Here is a 15,607-nt window from a genome sequence, read left to right as displayed (position 1 = left end):
CCGCCGGCGACGCTCAGGCGTCGCGCAGCGACTGCAGCGCGGGGCGCCGCAACACATTATGCAGGCTCAGCCAGCCGGCCGCACCGGCGCACGCGACGCCGGCCGCGATGCCGGCCGGCACGAGCCACGGATCGACGGCGAGCTGGAAGTCGAACACGCGCGACGCGAGCACCCAGCCGACCGCGATCGCGCCTGCCGAGGCCAACGCACCGGCCAGCGTGCCGACCACGACGAACTCCGCGCGCTGCACCGCGTTGACCTGCGCGCGCGACGCGCCGAGCGCGCGCAGCAGCGCCGCCTCGCGCACCCGCTCGTCGCGCGTGCCGGCCAGCGCCGTGTACAGCACGAGCACGCCGGCCGCGAGCGTGAACATGAACAGGAACTGCACCGCGCCGACCACCTGCAGCATCATCCGCTGCAACTGCGCGAGAATCGGCGCGACGTCGATCGCGGTCAGGTTCGGATAGCGCGCGATCAGCGGATCGAGCAGCGCGGCATTCGATGCCGGCAAATGGAAGCTTGTCAGGTACACGGCCGGGAAATCCTTCAGCACCGGTGGCGGCATCAGCACGAAGAAATTGACGCGGAACGAACCCCAGTCGAGCTTGCGCACGCTCGTGATCGGCGCATCGACCGTCAGCCCCGTCACGTCGAAGCGCAGCACGTCACCCGGCTTCACGTTCAGCGTCTTCGCGAGGCCAGCCTCGATCGAGATCTGCGGCGTCGCCGCGGTGCCGAACCAGTCACCTTCGACGATCCGATTGTCGGACGGCAACCGGGTCGTATAGGACAGGTTGAACTCGCGGTCGACGAGCCGGCGCGCCTCCTCGGACGGGTAGGCGTCCGGATTCACCGGCTTGCCGTTGATCGCGACGAGGCGGCCGCGCACCATCGGCTCGGGCACCGCGTCGCGCACGCCGTGCGCGGCCAGATAGGCCGCGACGTCGGCGCGCTGGTCGGGCTGGATGTCGATCAGGAACTGATTCGGCGCATCGGGCGGCGTCGACTGCCGCCACCCTGCGACGAGGTCGTTGCGCGTGATCGCGATCAGCAGCAGGCACATCAGGCCGAGCGCGAGCGCGGTGATCTGCAGCGCGCTGGCCGTGCCGCGCCGGTGCAGCGACGCGAGCGCGTAACGCCAGCCGACGCCCGCCGCCACGCGCGCGTTGCGCACCGCGCGCGCGGCGGCGAACAGCACGAGCCGCGCGATCAGCGCGAAACCGACCAGCGCGCCGGCGAAACCGCCCGCGACGATCAGCCCGAGCTTCAGGTTGCCGGCGGCCACGATCAGCAGCCCCGCGAACAGCACGACGCCGATCGCATACGCGGCCCATGCCGTGCGCGACGCGTCGCCCCACTCGCGCCGCAGCACGCGCACCGGCGGTACGCGCGTGAGCGGCACGAGCGGCGGCAGCGCGAAGCCGAGCAGCAGCACGAGCGCGGCGCCCATGCCGATCAGGGCCGGCCACAGCGTGGGAGGCGGCAGCACCACGTCGATCAGGCCACCGAGCGCGGCCAGCAACGCCCAGTGGCCGCCGTAGCCGAGCACCGCGCCTGCCGCGCCAGACACGATCCCGATGCCGGCGAATTCGAGTGCGAACAGCGCGCCGAGCGTGCGGCGGCTCACGCCGAGGCAGCGCATCGTCGCGCAGCCGTCGAGATGGCGCCGCATGTAGCGCTGCGCGGCCATCGCGATCGCGACCGCCGCGAGCAGCGCGGTGAGCAGCGCGACGAGCGTCAGGAAGTGACGCGCGCGATCCAGCGTCTGCCGCACCTGCGGCTGGCCTTCCTGCAACGACTCGAGACCGACGCCGCGCAGTTTCCCGCCGTCGACGCGTGCATGCGCATACGCTTCGAAGCGGGTGACAGCCTGCTGGTCGCCGGCAACCAGCAGCCGGTACGTGACACGGCTGCCGTAGCCCGTGAGCCCGGTCGCGGCCAGCTCGTCCGCGCGCATCATCAGCCGCGGCGAAAAATTGACGAAGGAAAACCCGCGATCGAGTTCGCGGGAAATCGACGCGGCGACCTTGAACGTGCGCAGCCCGACGCGCACCGTATCGCCCGCCTTCAGGTGCAGTGCATCGAGCAGCGCCGGATCGGCCCATACGGTGCCGGGCGCGGGAATCGCGGCCGCCTTCTGCGCGGCGGCCGCGCCGGCCGGCACGATATCGACCGCGCCGCGCAACGGATAGCCGGGCGACACGGCCTTCACGGCCGCGAGGCGCGAGGGCGCCGCGTCGGTCGCCTGCCCGCCCGTGGCGGACGCGATCATGCTCGGGAAGATGGCGGTCGTCGCGGTACGCAGGCCGAGCGCGCGGGCTTGCTGATCGAACGACGGATCGACGGGGCGATCGGCCCGCACGACGAAATCGGCGCCGAGCATCTGGCGCGCGTCCCGCTCGAGCCCCTGGCGCAGCCGGTCGGCAAGGAAGCCGACGCTCGTCAGCGCCGCGACCGCAAGCACCAATGCAAGGACGAGCAGCGTCAGCTCGCCCGCGCGCCAATCGCGCGCGGTCATGCGGGCGGCCTGGCGAATCAGGTCGCGCAGGCCGAAGCGGCCGGCATGCACGTGCACCTCATGGCCGGGTTGCCCGGCCGGCGGCTGCGCCGCGTGTTGCCGCCCCTTCAATCGCGCTTCCCCCCGATCGAGTTGAGCCGCGACACCATGTGGTTCGCCATGCCGCGAAAGCCGCCCGAGACACCGCGCCACAGGCGCGGGAGCGCCCACGCGGACGCCGCGATGAAGGCGGCAAGCAGCACGAGGAAGGCTAGCGGAACGAAGAACGCGAGCACGAGCCCGCCGACCACGAGGCCGTCCTCGGTCGACGAGGCGATCCAGTTCGAAATCGGTTCCGGCGACAGGTTGATCATCGCGCGCGTGCCGGCCTTCGCCACGTGTGCGGCACCGGCGAGCGAGCCGCCTGCGAGCCCCGCGACCGCGAGCACGGTCGGATCGGCGTGGCCGAGCGCGCCGGCCGCGAGCACCGCGCCGGCCGGAATGCGGATGAAGGTGTGCACGGCATCCCACAGCGAGTCGAACGCGGGGATCTTGTCGGCAAGGAATTCGGTGACGGTGAGCACGGCCGCGGCACCGATGACCCACGGCGACATCAGGACGGCCAGCGTGTCGGGCAGGTGGAGCCAGCCGAACCGCGCCAGCACGCCGGCGATCAGCACGGTCAGGTACAGGCGCAGGCCGCTCGCCCACGCGAGCCCCGCGCCGAGCGAAATGGCTTCGATCATGGCCCTCTCCTTGCACTTTCCGTGCGATTTGCCGATTGATCGGATCGGGTTGGACAGACAGGCCGCGCGGCGCGTGGCGACCGGCACCGCGTGCCGCGAGAAGCACGACGGTATTCAGGCCCGAATGCGTTCCATTATAGACAGGCTAGGCGCACGGCCGGCGCAATTCCTCGGTGCGGCACCCGGGTGCACGCGCGCCCGGGTGCCCGCGTCAGGCAGCGGACGACAGCTTGAGGCCGATCAGCCCCGCGACGATCAACGCGGCGCTCGCGACGCGCGCGACGGTCAGCGCCTCGCCCATCATCACGATGCCGAACACAAACGCACCGACCGCGCCGATGCCCGTCCACACTGCGTACGCGGTGCCGAGCGGCAACTGGCGCATCGCGACCGCGAGCAGCCCGAAGCTGGCCAGCGCCGTCACGATCGTAAACACCGACGGACCGAGCTTCGTGAAGCCGTCCGACGATTTCATGCCGGCCGCCCAGGCCACTTCCAGCAACCCGGCAATGAACAACAATACCCACGCCATCTCGACGTACTCCGTATCGGATGGGGCCGTCCCCGTTGAAACGAATGACCCGGGGTCGTCCCCGGGCGGCGCCGAGTATAACAAGATGCTTACGGCCGCGGCGCGTGGCCGGCGGCCGATCGGGGGCGCAACCGGCCCGCTGCCGGTCAGTTCGATACGCGCTTCGGCGTGGCGCCGCCGACGCAGCGGTCGTCGCGGTACAACGCCCACTCCTCGCACACGCGGCCGTCCTTGAACACGCACATGCCGACCTGCCCGCTCGCCAGGTTGCGGATCGTGTGGCGGCCGCCGAGCTTGGCGCAATTGACCGAAGCGGGGTTGGCCATCGCCTGCTGCTGCGACGACGGTTGCTGCCCGGGCGGCAGCGGTTGGGCGAACGCGCCAGACGCGGCAAGCGCCAGCGCACAGATGACGACCAGACGGACGGACATTGCACGCTCCTCGTTTTCGTTCGCGGAACGGTCAGGATAACGGGGAATGAGCGCCGGGTGTGCAACGCGCGCGCCGGCCGCGAGACTGTCGCGCCGACGCAACCTGGCCGGCACGCGACGTCACGTGCACGTGCGCCGTTGCGCGCGGGCTACGCCCGTCATGCGGCACCGACCAGCCGGTAGCCGACGCCCGTCTCCGTCACGATGTACTCGGGCTGCGCCGGGTCGCGCTCGAGCTTCTGGCGCAGGTGCGCCATGTAGATGCGCAGATAGTGGTGGCTTTCGACGTGCGACGGCCCCCACACGTCGCGCAGCAGCTGGCGGTGCGTCAGCACGCGCCCCGCGTGCCGCACGAGCGTCGCGAGCAGCCGGTATTCGAGCGGCGTCAGGTGCACGATCTCGTTGTCGCGCCACACCTGGCGCAGCGCGAGATCGACGGTCACGGTGCCGAAGGTCACCTTCGGCGACTCGTTCGCGCCGCCCTGGTTGCGCCGGCGCAGTTGCGCGCGAATCCGCGCGCGCAGTTCGGACACGCCGAACGGCTTGGTCAGGTAATCGTCGGCACCCGCGTCGAGCGCCGCGACTTTCTCCTCTTCCTGCGTGCGCGCGGACAACACGATCACCGGCACCTCGGACCAGCCGCGCAGTTCGCGGATCACGTCGAGGCCGTCGGTATCGGGCAGGCCGAGGTCGACGATCACGAGATCGGGCTTGCGCGTCGCCGCGTCGATCAGCCCCTGCTTGCCCGTCTCGGCCTCGAACACCGCGATGTCCTCCTCCTCGAGCGCGGCGCGCACGAAACGGCGGATCTGCTTTTCGTCCTCGATCAGGACGACGGTCAGGCTGGGTTCACTCATGGTCTGGCAATGATTCGGATGGAGACGACGCACCCGGCACTTCGGGTTCGTCGTCGGGTACGGCAGGCGCGGCCGGCGGTGTCTCGACCGGCAGCGTGAACCAGAAACGCGCGCCCGTCACATGGCCGTCGGGTGCCGTACGGTTGAACGCGCCGATTTTACCGCCGTGCGCTTCGACGATCGCGCGGCAGATCGCAAGGCCGAGGCCGATGCCCGGCGTCGCCGATTCCTTCTCGCCGCGCGTGAACTTGTCGAAGATCCGCGTTTCCATCCCGGCCGGCAGGCCGGGACCATAGTCGTCGACGAGCACGCGCACGAACGGCAGCCCGTCGTCGGTCACGCGCTCCGCACCGATGTCGAGCGGCGTATCGGCCGGCGTGTACTTCGCCGCGTTCTCGAACAGGTTGGTGAACAGGCGCTCCATCAGCACCGCGTCCATCTGCAGGAGCGGCAGGTCGGCCGGCAGCACGACGCGCGCCGGATGGCGCGCAAGCACGCGCTTGCAGGCGGCGAGTGCGGCGCCGACGGTTTCCTCGAGCAGCGACCACTGGCGCTTCAACTGCAGGCTGCCGGCCTGCAGCCGCGCCATGTCGAGCAGGTTCGTGACGATGCCCGTCATCCGCAGCGCCTCGTCGTGGATCGCGTCGACGAGTTCGCCCTCGCGCTGCGCGAAGCGTTCGGCCGCCGCCGCATCGCCGCCCTGCGCGGCCGCGCGCCCGTTCGCGAGCATCGACGAGAAGCCGACGATCGTCGTGAGCGGCGTGCGCAGGTCGTGCGAGATCGCCGACAGCAGCGAGTTGCGCAGCCGCTCGGATTCCATGTTGACGAGCGCGTCGCGCGCGATCTCGACGTAGTGCACGCGCTCGAGCGCGAGCGCGATCTGCGCGGCGAACGCGTCGAGCATCCGCTGCTGCTCCGGCACCTCGAGTTCGCGCGGCTCGCGCGATGCGACCGCGAGCACGCCGCGCGTGCGCATCGGCGCCTTCAGCGGCAGGTACAGCGCGGCCGTCGCGGGCAACGTATCGGTGCCGCGGCCGGCCGGCTTCTGCTGGTCGTACACCCACTGGCCGACGTCGCTGTCGAGATCGGCGCCCGTCAGCGTGACGGCCGCATCGGGCTCCTCGATCTTCTGGCGCACCTTGTCCGCGCTGTCGGGCAACAGGAATGCGACGCGCGCGCGGAACACCTCGCCCACGTGACGGCTGCCGATCTCGACGATCTGTTCGGTGGTCAGCGCCGCGCCCAGCTCGCGCGCCATCGCGTAGATCGCGCCGGTGCGGCGCTCGCGGCGCTGCGCGACGCTCGCCTGGCGCGTCAGCGTCGACGTCAGGTGGCTGATCACGAGCGACGTCAGCAGCATCCCGAAGAAGGTCAGCAGGTACTGCGTGTCGCTGACCGAGAACGACATGCGCGGCGGCACGAAGAAATAATCGAACGCGGCCACCGACAGGAACGACTGCAGCACGCCCGGGCCGCGCCCGAGCCGCACTGCCGAGAACACGACGCCGAGCAGGTACAGCATCACGAGGTTCGTGAGGTCGAGCCGCTCGGACACGAGGCTCGCGACAACCGTGATCGCCGCGCAGATCGCGGCCGCATACACGTAGTGCCGCGGCGGCGAACGATGCGTGCCGAACTGCGCGAACGCGTCGCGCCAGTCGCGCGCACGCGCGTCGAGGGGCGCTGCACGCGCCTCGTCGCTCGCGGACGCCCGGATCAGCATCAGGTCGACGTCGCCCGCGCGTTCGGCAAGCTTCTCGCCGAACGGCCGCACGAAGCGGCGCACGAGCCCGACCTTCGGCGAGCCGCCCGCGACGATCTTCGACACGTTGCGCACCTTCGCATAGCCGATCAGCGCGGCGACCGCGTCGGCGCCGGCGAGCGTGGCCGTCTCCGCGCCGAGCTCGGCCGCGAGCTTCAGAGCGTCGAGCGTGCGCTGCCGCCGTGCGTCGGGCAGGCGCTGCAGGCGCGGCGTCTCCACATAGACGGCGATCCAGTCGGCCTTCAGGCTCGCGGCGAGCCGCGCGGCCGCCCGCACGAGCGTCGGCGCTTCAGGGCCCGGGCCGACGCACACGAGCAGCCGCTCGCGCGCCTGCCAGATGCGCTGGATTGAACGATCGGCGCGATATTCGCGCATCTGCGCGTCGACGCGATCGGCCGTGCGCCGCAGCGCCAGTTCGCGCAGCGCGATCAGGTTGCCCTTGCGGAAGAAGTTGCGCACCGCGCGCTCGGCCTGCTGCGCGAGATAGACCTTGCCGTCGCGCATCCGCTCGAGCAGTTCCTCGGCCGGCAGGTCGACGAGCGTGACTTCGTCGGCCGCGTCGAATACGCGATCGGGCACGGTCTCCCACACGCGGATGCCGGTGATCGCGCCGACCACGTCGTTCAGGCTTTCGAGGTGCTGGACGTTGACGGTCGTGTAGACGTCGATGCCCGCGTCGAGCAGCTCGTACACATCCTGCCAGCGCTTCAGGTGCCGCGCGCCCTGCACGTTCGAATGCGCGAGTTCGTCGACGAGGATCAGTTGCGGCTGGCGCGCGAGCGCGCCGTCGAGATCGAATTCGGCAAGTGTGCGGCCGCGATAGTCGATGCGCGCGAGCGGCAGCACGTCGAGGCCGTCGAGCAGCGCGGCGGTTTCGCTGCGCCCGTGGGTCTCGACGATGCCGACGACGACGTCGACGCCTTCCTGCAGGCGCTGGCGCGCGGCCTGCAGCATCGCGTAGGTCTTGCCGACACCGGCCGACGCGCCGAAGAAAATCTTGAGCTGGCCGCGCCGCTGCTTTTCTTCGTCACGCTGCAGCTTGTCGAGGAGTTGGTCTGGGTCGGGACGATTCATGCGTCAGAAAGGCGGAGCGCCCGGATGCGCGCGAGTACGAGCATTGTTGTTCCAAATCGCCGCAAAAGGCAAAGACGGCGCATGCGCCGTCGGGAAAAAGCTGCGTCCGGCGCGGATCGGGCCGCGCCGGACGCCGGTTGCCCGGATGCCCGGTCAGTGCGCGGCCTGCGCCGCGTCGAGTGCGAGGTTCAGCTGCAGCACGTTCACGCGCGGTTCGCCGAGCACGCCGAACTGGCGGCCCTTCGTGTTCGCGGCGACGAGCTGCGCGACCGCGTCGGGCGCCAGGTTGCGCGCCTTCGCGACGCGCTCGACCTGGTACGCGGCGGCGGCCGGCGTGATTTCCGGATCGAGGCCGCTCGCCGACGCCGTCACGAGGTCGACCGGCACCGGCTTCGACATGTCGGTGCCCGCGTCGCGCAGCGCGGCGATGCGCCCCTTCACCTGGTCGGCAAGCGACGGGTTCAGCGGGCCCAGGTTCGAGCCGCCGGAGCCGGTCGCGTTGTACGGCATCGGCGTCGTGGCCGACAGCCGGCCCCAAAAGTACTTCGGCGCATCGAACTGCTGGCCGATCAGCGCGGAGCCGACCGCCTTGCCGTCCTTCTCGATCAGGCTGCCGTTCGCCTGCGACGGGAACACGGCCTGGCCCAACACGGTCATCACGGCCGGGTAAGCGAGCCCCGTCACCGCGGTCAGCACGACAAAGATCACGACGAGCGGACGAATCAACGTTTTCATGATGTTTCCTTCAAATACGGCCGGCTCAGGCCCAGCCGAGTGCAGCGAGCGTCATGTCGATCAGCTTGATGAACGGGAACGGCAGCAGCACGCCGCCGAGGCCGTACACCAGCAGGTTGCGGCGCAGGAGCGAAGCCGCGCCGAGCGGCCGGTACGTGACGCCCTTCAGCGCCAGCGGAATCAGCGCGACGATGATCAGCGCGTTGAAGATCACCGCCGACAGGATCGCGGACGCCGGCGACGTCAGGTGCATGATGTCGAGCACGCGCAGCTGCGGGTACGTCGTCACGAATGCGGCCGGGATGATCGCGAAGTACTTCGCGATGTCGTTCGCGATCGAGAACGTCGTCAGCGACCCGCGCGTCATCAGCATCTGCTTGCCGATCTCGACGATCTCGATCAGCTTCGTCGGGTTCGAGTCGAGGTCGACCATGTTGCCGGCTTCCTTCGCCGCCTGCGTGCCGGTGTTCATCGCCACGGCGACGTCGGCCTGCGCGAGCGCCGGTGCGTCGTTGGTGCCGTCGCCCGTCATCGCGACGAGGCGCCCTGCGGCCTGGTGCTCGCGGATCGTCGCGAGCTTGGTTTCCGGCGTCGCTTCCGCGAGGAAATCGTCGACGCCCGCTTCCGCCGCGATCGCCGCGGCCGTCAACCGGTTGTCGCCCGTCACCATCACGGTCTTGATGCCCATCTTGCGCAGCTCCGCGAAGCGCTCCTTGATGCCGCCCTTCACGATGTCCTTCAGCTCGATCACGCCGAGCACGCGCGCCGCCCCGTCCTGCAGGTCGGCCACGACGAGCGGCGTGCTGCCGCGGCGCGCGACTTCGTCGACCGCACGGCGCACTTCCTCGGGGAAGCGGCTGCCGTGCGTCTCGACGTAATTGCGGATCGCATCGGCCGCACCCTTGCGGATTTCACGGCCCGGCAGGTCGACGCCGCTCATCCGCGTCTGCGCGGAGAAGCCGATGAACGTCGCGTGCAGCTGCCCCATGTCGCGCTGGCGAATGTTGAAACGTTCCTTCGCGAGCACGACGATGCTGCGGCCTTCCGGCGTTTCGTCGGCGAGCGACGACAGTTGCGCGGCATCGGCCAGCGCTTCCTCGGTCACGCCCGGCGCCGGCACGAACGTCGATGCCTGGCGGTTGCCGAGCGTGATCGTGCCGGTCTTGTCGAGCAGCAGCACGTCGACGTCGCCGGCGGCTTCCACCGCGCGGCCCGACGTCGCGATCACGTTCGCCTGCATCATCCGGCTCATCCCGGCCACGCCGATCGCGGACAGCAGGCCGCCGATCGTCGTCGGGATCAGGCAGACGAGCAGCGCAACCAATGCAGTGATCGTCACCACGTGGCCAGCCTTCATCGCTTCGACGGAGAACATCGAGAACGGCAGCAGCGTCGCGGTCGCGAGCAGCATCACGATCGTCAGCGCGACGAGCAGGATCGTCAGCGCGATCTCGTTCGGCGTCTTCTTGCGCTTCGCGCCTTCGACCATCGCGATCATCCGGTCGAGGAACGCCTCGCCGGGGTTCGCGGTGACCTTGACGACGATCCAGTCCGACAGCACGCGCGTGCCGCCCGTGACCGACGAGAAGTCGCCGCCCGATTCGCGGATCACCGGCGCGGATTCGCCGGTGATCGCCGACTCGTCGACCGAGGCGACGCCATCGACCACCTCGCCGTCGGCCGGGATCACGTCGCCGGCCTCGACCAGCACGACGTCGCCTTTACGCAGCTCGGTCGCGGTCGTGATGCGGATCGGCGACTTCGGATGCGGCTCGTTGAGCTTCTTCGCCATCACGTCTTTCTTCGCGCTGCGCAGCGACGCCGCCTGCGCCTTCGAACGCCCTTCGGCGAGCGCCTCGGCGAAGTTCGCGAACAGCACGGTGAACCACAGCCACAGCGCGATCGCGAGGATGAAGCCCGCGGGCGCCTCGGCCTGGCCGGCGAGCGCCGCGATCCACAGGATCGTGGTGAGGATGCTGCCGACGTACACGCAGAACATCACCGGATTGCGGAACTGCGTGCGCGGCGTGAGTTTCTTGAACGAGTCCACGATCGCCGGGCGCAGCAGCGCCGGATCGAACATGGACCGTGTTGCGGAATGTTGAGTCATTGCGATCTCTTCAATCTCTTCAGTCTTTTCAATGTGTCGCCATGCGGGCGCGCATCACGCGCCCAGCCACATCATCAGGTGCTCGACGCCCGGGCCGAGCGCCAGCGCCGGCACGTAGGTCAGCGCGCCCACCAGCAGCACGGTGCCGAGCAGCAGCACGACGAACAGCGGGCCGTGCGTCGGCAGCGTGCCGCTCGTCACCGCGATGCGCTTCTTCGCGGCGAGCGAGCCGGCGATCGCCAGCACCGGCACGATCGTGCCGAAGCGGCCGAACCACATCGCGATCGCGGTCGTCCAGTTGTAGAACGGCGTGCCGACCGTCAGACCCGCGAACGCGCTGCCGTTGTTGTTGGCGGCCGAGCTGAACGCGTACAGGATTTCCGAGAAGCCGTGCGGCCCCGGGTTCGCGATGCCGGCCTTGCCCGCATCGGCGAGCACGGCGATCGACGTACCGACCAGCACCAGCAGCGGCGTGAGCAGCACGACGATCGACACCATCTTCATCTCGTACGCCTCGATCTTCTTGCCGACGTATTCCGGCGTGCGGCCGATCATCAGGCCGGCGACGAACACCGCGAGCAGCGCGAACACGAGCATCCCGTAGAGACCCGAGCCGACCCCGCCGTAGACCACCTCGCCCAGCTGAATCAGCAGCATCGGCACGAGGCCGCCGAGCGGCGTCAGCGAATCGTGCATCGTGTCGACGGCGCCGCACGACGCGGCCGTCGTCGCGACCGTGAAGATGCCGGTCTGCGCGATACCGAAGCGCGTTTCCTTGCCCTCCATGTTGCCGCCCGGCTGCAGCGCGCTCGCCGTCTGGTCGACGTGCAGCGCGGCGAGCGTCGGGTTGCCGCCCTGCTCGGCGCTCACCTCGAAGCCGATCGCGATCACGAACGCGACCGTCATCGCCGCGAGCACCGCGATACCCTGCCGGCGGTCGCCGATCATGCGGCCGAACACGAGACACAGCGAGGCCGGGATGATCAGGATCGCGAAGATCTGGATGAAGTTCGCGAACGGCGTCGGGTTCTCGTACGGGTGCGCGGAGTTCGCGTTGAAGAAGCCGCCACCATTGGTGCCGAGCATCTTGATCGCTTCCTGCGACGCGACCGGGCCCATTGCAAGCGTCTGCTTCGTGAGCTGGGTCGGCACCGTGACCGGATTGCCCTTGTCGTCCTTCACCGGATTGCCCTGCGCGTCGAGCTTCGGCGCCGCATAGGTGCTCGTCTGCAGCACCGGCACGTCCTGGTACGACTTCATGTTCTGGATCACGCCCTGGCTCATCAGCAGCGCGGCGATGATCACCGACATCGGCACGAGCACGTACATCGTCACGCGCGTGAGGTCGACCCAGAAGTTGCCGATCGTCTGCGCGGTGTGGCGCGCGAACCCGCGGATCAGCGCGATCACGACGACGATGCCGGTTGCCGCCGACAGGAAGTTCTGCACGGTCAGGCCGAGCATCTGCGTCAGGTAGCTGACGGTCTGCTCCGGCGTGTAGTCCTGCCAGTTCGTGTTGGTGACGAAGCTGACGGCCGTGTTGAACGCGCCGTCGACCGTCATCGCGCCGAACTGCTGCGGATTGCCGGGCAGGAAGCCCTGCAGACGCAGCAGGCCGTAAAGGAACAGCGCGCCGAGCGCGTTGAACGCGATCGTCGCGACGGCGTACTGCTTCCAGTTCATCTCGCTGCCGGCGTCGACGCCGGCGATGCGGTACAGCGCGCGCTCGAGCGGCCCGAACACGCGCACGACGCGCGAGCTGCCGTCCATGACCGCGGACAGATAGCGCGCGACCGGAACGGCCGCCGCCAGCAGCACGACGATGAAGATCAGCGTTTGCAAGAGATTGTTCGCGTTCATTCGATGTCCTCCGCGCGCAGCAGCGCAAAGACGAGATACGCGAACAGCAGGGCCGTCGAGGCGCCCGCCAGCCAAAGCATCCAGGTCATGCTCGCCCCCCGCGACCGTATTGCACGAGCTTGTCGCAACCGGCAATCAAACCGAGGATCAGCGCGGTGAAGAGCACCAGTGCGCCGATAAATACCCCATCCATTTTTCTGTTCTCCATCGTCGAAATCAGACGACTAGAACCTTATGGGAACGCACGTAAAGGACGGGTCAAAGGTATCGGGGCGCGTATAAAAAACGCGTAAACGTGGCATTCGGGGGAGAACGACGGAAACCGGGAGGCGGGACGGGAGGCGCCGTGGCGCCGCCCGGACAAGCGCGTGCCGGCATGGCGCCGGCACGGGGGGACAGGTCAGGGGACGAGGATCGTCGAGCCGGTGGTCTTGCGCGCTTCGAGGTCGGCATGCGCGCGGCCGACTTCCGCGAGCGGGTAGCGCTGGTTGATGCTCGTCTTCACCTTGCCCGACAGGATCACGTCGAACAGCTCGGCGGCCGCGGCTTCGAGATCGGCGCGCTTCGCGATGTACGAGAACAGCGTCGGCCGCGTGAAGAACAGCGAACCGCGCGACGAGAATTCCTTCGAGTCGATCGGCGGCAGCGGGCCCGACGCATTGCCGAAGCTGACGAAGTAGCCGAGCGGCGCGAGGCAGTCGAGCGAACCGATGTAGGTGTCCTTGCCGATCGAGTCGTAGACGACCGGCACGCCCGCGCCGTTCGTGATCTCCTTCAGGCGCTGCGTGAAGTTCTCGCGCGTGTACACGATCGGATGGTCGCAGCCGTGCGCCTTCGCGAGTGCGGCCTTCTCGTCGGAGCCGACCGTCCCGATCACGGTCGCGCCGAGCGCCTTCGCCCACTGGCACACGAGCAGGCCGACGCCGCCGGCCGCCGCGTGGATCAGGATCGTGTCGCCGGCCTTCACCGGATACGTGCGGCGCAGCAGGTAGTGCGCGGTCAGGCCCTGCAGCATCACCGACGCCGCGTCGTCGTAGCTGATGCCGTCCGGCAGCTTCACGAGCCGCTCGGCCGGCATCACGCGTTCCTGCGCGTACGCGCCCGGCGGCTGCCCGACGTACGCGACGCGGTCGCCCGCCTTGAACGTGGTCACGCCTTCGCCGACGGCCGTCACCTCGCCTGCCGCCTCCATCCCGAGACCGCCGGGCAGCGCCTGCGGGTAAAGGCCGGTGCGGAAATACACGTCGATGTAGTTGAGGCCGACCGCGTGCTGACGGATACGGACTTCACCCGCCTTCGGTTCGCCGACCTCGACATCGACCCACTTCATCACGTCCGGGCCGCCCGGCTGGTCGTATCGGATTGCTTTCGGCATCGCTTCGCTCCTCGTGTCTGATTCTGTCTGGGAAAAATCCGGGTCGCCGATCCGCGGAGCCGGCCGGTTCATGCGGGAACCGTCCGGCAGTCGCGCGTCGCGACGCCCGATTCTCGCGCGCCGCGGCCATCCGTGCATGGCCCTGCCGCCGACAGGGGCAATCGGAGCGGGATCGGGCGCGGGTAGACCTTAGCAGACGTCCTGCATGTTGCGCGCCAGGTCGTCGAGCAGCATCCGCGCGGTGGCGACGTTGGTCGCGACCGGCACGTCGTGCACGTCGCATGCGCGCACGAGCGCGGTGATGTCGGGGTCGTGCGGCTGCGCGGTCATCGGGTCGCGCAGGAACACGACGATGTCGATGCGGCCGTCGGCCAGCTCCGCACCGATCTGCAGGTCGCCGCCGAGCGGCCCCGACAGCTTGCGCTCGACCTCGAGCCCGTGCGCGTCCGCGATGCGGCCGCCGGTCGTGCCGGTCGCCACCAGCCGGCATTGCGCGAGCGTCGCGCGGAATTCGCCCGCGAGCGCGACGATCTCGTCCTTCTTCGCGTCGTGCGCAATCAATGCGATGCGGGGTTTGCTCATCTCCAGGTCCTTTGTCTCAGGTGGTTGTCGTGAAAGGCGGCGCGCGCGTCAGAACGTGCCCGGATACGAACCGCCGTCGAGCAGCCAGTTCTGCCCGGTGATGTAGCCGGCGTGCACGCTGCACAGGAACGCGCACGCCGCGCCGAATTCCGCACGCGTGCCGAGGCGGCCGGCCGGGATGTCCTTCGTGCGCCGTGCGCGCATCTCGTCGACGCTCACACCCTGCGCCTTCGCCGCCGCGGCGAGCGTGGTCGCGATCCGGTCGGTGTCGAACAGGCCCGGCAGCAGGTTGTTGATCGTCACGCCCTGCCCCGCGACCTTGCGCGACAGCCCCGCGACGAAGCCGGTCAGCCCCGAGCGCGCACCGTTCGACAGCGCGAGCACGTCGATCGGCGCCTTCACGGCCGAGCTCGTGATGTTGACGATCCGGCCGAAACCGCGCGCGATCATCCCGTCGACGGTCGCGCGGATCAGCTCGATCGGCGTCAGCATGTTCGATTCGAGCGCGCGGATCCAGTCGTCGTGCGAGAAGTCGCGGAAGTCGCCGGGCGGCGGCCCGCCCGCATTCGTCACGAGAATGTCCGGCTGCGGGCACGCGGCGAGCGCGGCCGCACGCCCGTCCGGCGTCGTGATGTCGCAGGCGACCGCGGTCACCGACACGTTCGCGCCGGCACGGATCTCCTCCGCGGTTTCCTCCAGCGTGTCGCGCGTGCGCGCGACGATCACGAGGTTCACGCCCTCGGCGGCCAGCGCTTCCGCGCAGCCGCGACCGAGCCCCTTGCTTGCCGCGCACACGAGCGCGGTCTTTCCTTCGATGCCGAGATCCATCGTCGATTCCTTGGTGGCGACACGCGCCGGCTCGGCCCCGTCGGCCGGCGCATGGACCCCGGGTGGGCCAGGCGGGCAATCGGGCGGGCGCGGGCGCGCGGATTGTCGTGAGACGTCGATATTATCCGGATCATGCGACGCGCCTTGGTAAAATTGCCGACATAAGCGCGCGGCCGGCTTGCGCCCGCCCCCGCCCCCGATCATCTTTTGCCACCAAG

Annotated in this window: 14 protein-coding genes; all 14 read right to left on the bottom strand. The window is 69.4% G+C overall.

Translation table 11 applies throughout. From position 1 onward, the window contains the following. Positions 1–13 precede the first annotated feature (13 nt). Entirely contained in the window at positions 14–2,629 is a 2,616-nt protein-coding gene (locus FFS49_RS30795; protein ID WP_171026862.1) for an FtsX-like permease family protein, read from the bottom strand. Next, positions 2,626–3,243 (bottom strand): DUF4126 domain-containing protein, encoded by a 618-nt coding sequence (locus tag FFS49_RS30790; RefSeq protein WP_011352729.1) that lies wholly within the window; start codon positions 3,241–3,243, stop codon positions 2,626–2,628. Before FFS49_RS30790 ends, FFS49_RS30795 begins: the two co-directional genes overlap by 4 nt. 211 nt (positions 3,244–3,454) lie before the next feature. Further along, on the bottom strand, positions 3,455–3,775 hold the full coding sequence (sugE, locus tag FFS49_RS30785; protein ID WP_039370509.1) for a quaternary ammonium compound efflux SMR transporter SugE: 321 nt from the start codon (positions 3,773–3,775) through the stop codon (positions 3,455–3,457). A gap of 146 nt (positions 3,776–3,921) precedes the next feature. Continuing rightward, positions 3,922–4,206: a DUF333 domain-containing protein gene (locus FFS49_RS30780; protein WP_039370679.1), complete on the bottom strand. Its 285-nt coding sequence runs from the start codon at positions 4,204–4,206 to the stop codon at positions 3,922–3,924. A 158-nt stretch (positions 4,207–4,364) separates the two neighbouring features. After that, positions 4,365–5,063: a two-component system response regulator KdpE gene (gene kdpE / locus FFS49_RS30775; RefSeq protein WP_039370506.1), complete on the bottom strand. Its 699-nt coding sequence runs from the start codon at positions 5,061–5,063 to the stop codon at positions 4,365–4,367. Further along, complete coding sequence (locus FFS49_RS30770; RefSeq protein WP_105818717.1) at positions 5,056–7,899, bottom strand: DUF4118 domain-containing protein; 2,844 nt, start codon at positions 7,897–7,899, stop codon at positions 5,056–5,058. The genes kdpE and FFS49_RS30770 overlap by 8 nt, the downstream gene beginning before the upstream one ends. A 153-nt stretch (positions 7,900–8,052) precedes the next feature. Continuing rightward, entirely contained in the window at positions 8,053–8,634 is a 582-nt protein-coding gene (kdpC, locus tag FFS49_RS30765; protein WP_071334773.1) for a potassium-transporting ATPase subunit KdpC, read from the bottom strand. Positions 8,635–8,659: 25 nt separating this feature from the next. Further along, positions 8,660–10,744: a potassium-transporting ATPase subunit KdpB gene (gene kdpB, locus FFS49_RS30760; RefSeq protein WP_039370496.1), complete on the bottom strand. Its 2,085-nt coding sequence runs from the start codon at positions 10,742–10,744 to the stop codon at positions 8,660–8,662. Between the two features lie 54 nt (positions 10,745–10,798). Further along, positions 10,799–12,604 carry a potassium-transporting ATPase subunit KdpA gene (gene kdpA, locus FFS49_RS30755; protein WP_105818716.1) on the bottom strand — a complete coding sequence of 602 codons (1,806 nt, stop codon included), beginning with the start codon at positions 12,602–12,604 and terminating at the stop codon, positions 10,799–10,801. Further along, complete coding sequence (gene kdpF / locus FFS49_RS30750; RefSeq protein ID WP_006752209.1) at positions 12,601–12,693, bottom strand: K(+)-transporting ATPase subunit F; 93 nt, start codon at positions 12,691–12,693, stop codon at positions 12,601–12,603. The genes kdpA and kdpF overlap by 4 nt, the downstream gene beginning before the upstream one ends. Continuing rightward, on the bottom strand, positions 12,690–12,812 hold the full coding sequence (locus tag FFS49_RS43005) for a hypothetical protein (RefSeq protein WP_256093628.1): 123 nt from the start codon (positions 12,810–12,812) through the stop codon (positions 12,690–12,692). Before FFS49_RS43005 ends, kdpF begins: the two co-directional genes overlap by 4 nt. A gap of 192 nt (positions 12,813–13,004) precedes the next feature. Beyond that, entirely contained in the window at positions 13,005–13,979 is a 975-nt protein-coding gene (locus FFS49_RS30745) for a quinone oxidoreductase (protein ID WP_105818715.1), read from the bottom strand. Between the two features lie 189 nt (positions 13,980–14,168). Next, positions 14,169–14,561: a methylglyoxal synthase gene (locus FFS49_RS30740; protein WP_011352738.1), complete on the bottom strand. Its 393-nt coding sequence runs from the start codon at positions 14,559–14,561 to the stop codon at positions 14,169–14,171. A gap of 48 nt (positions 14,562–14,609) precedes the next feature. Continuing rightward, positions 14,610–15,389 carry an SDR family oxidoreductase gene (locus tag FFS49_RS30735; RefSeq protein ID WP_039370482.1) on the bottom strand — a complete coding sequence of 260 codons (780 nt, stop codon included), beginning with the start codon at positions 15,387–15,389 and terminating at the stop codon, positions 14,610–14,612. Between the last annotated feature and the right edge of the window lie 218 nt (positions 15,390–15,607).

It is taken from the genome of Burkholderia sp. 4NA327C6, assembly GCF_005502655.1.
Lineage (GTDB): Bacteria > Pseudomonadota > Gammaproteobacteria > Burkholderiales > Burkholderiaceae > Burkholderia > Burkholderia contaminans.
This window is presented reverse-complemented; position numbering and strand designations above follow the sequence as displayed.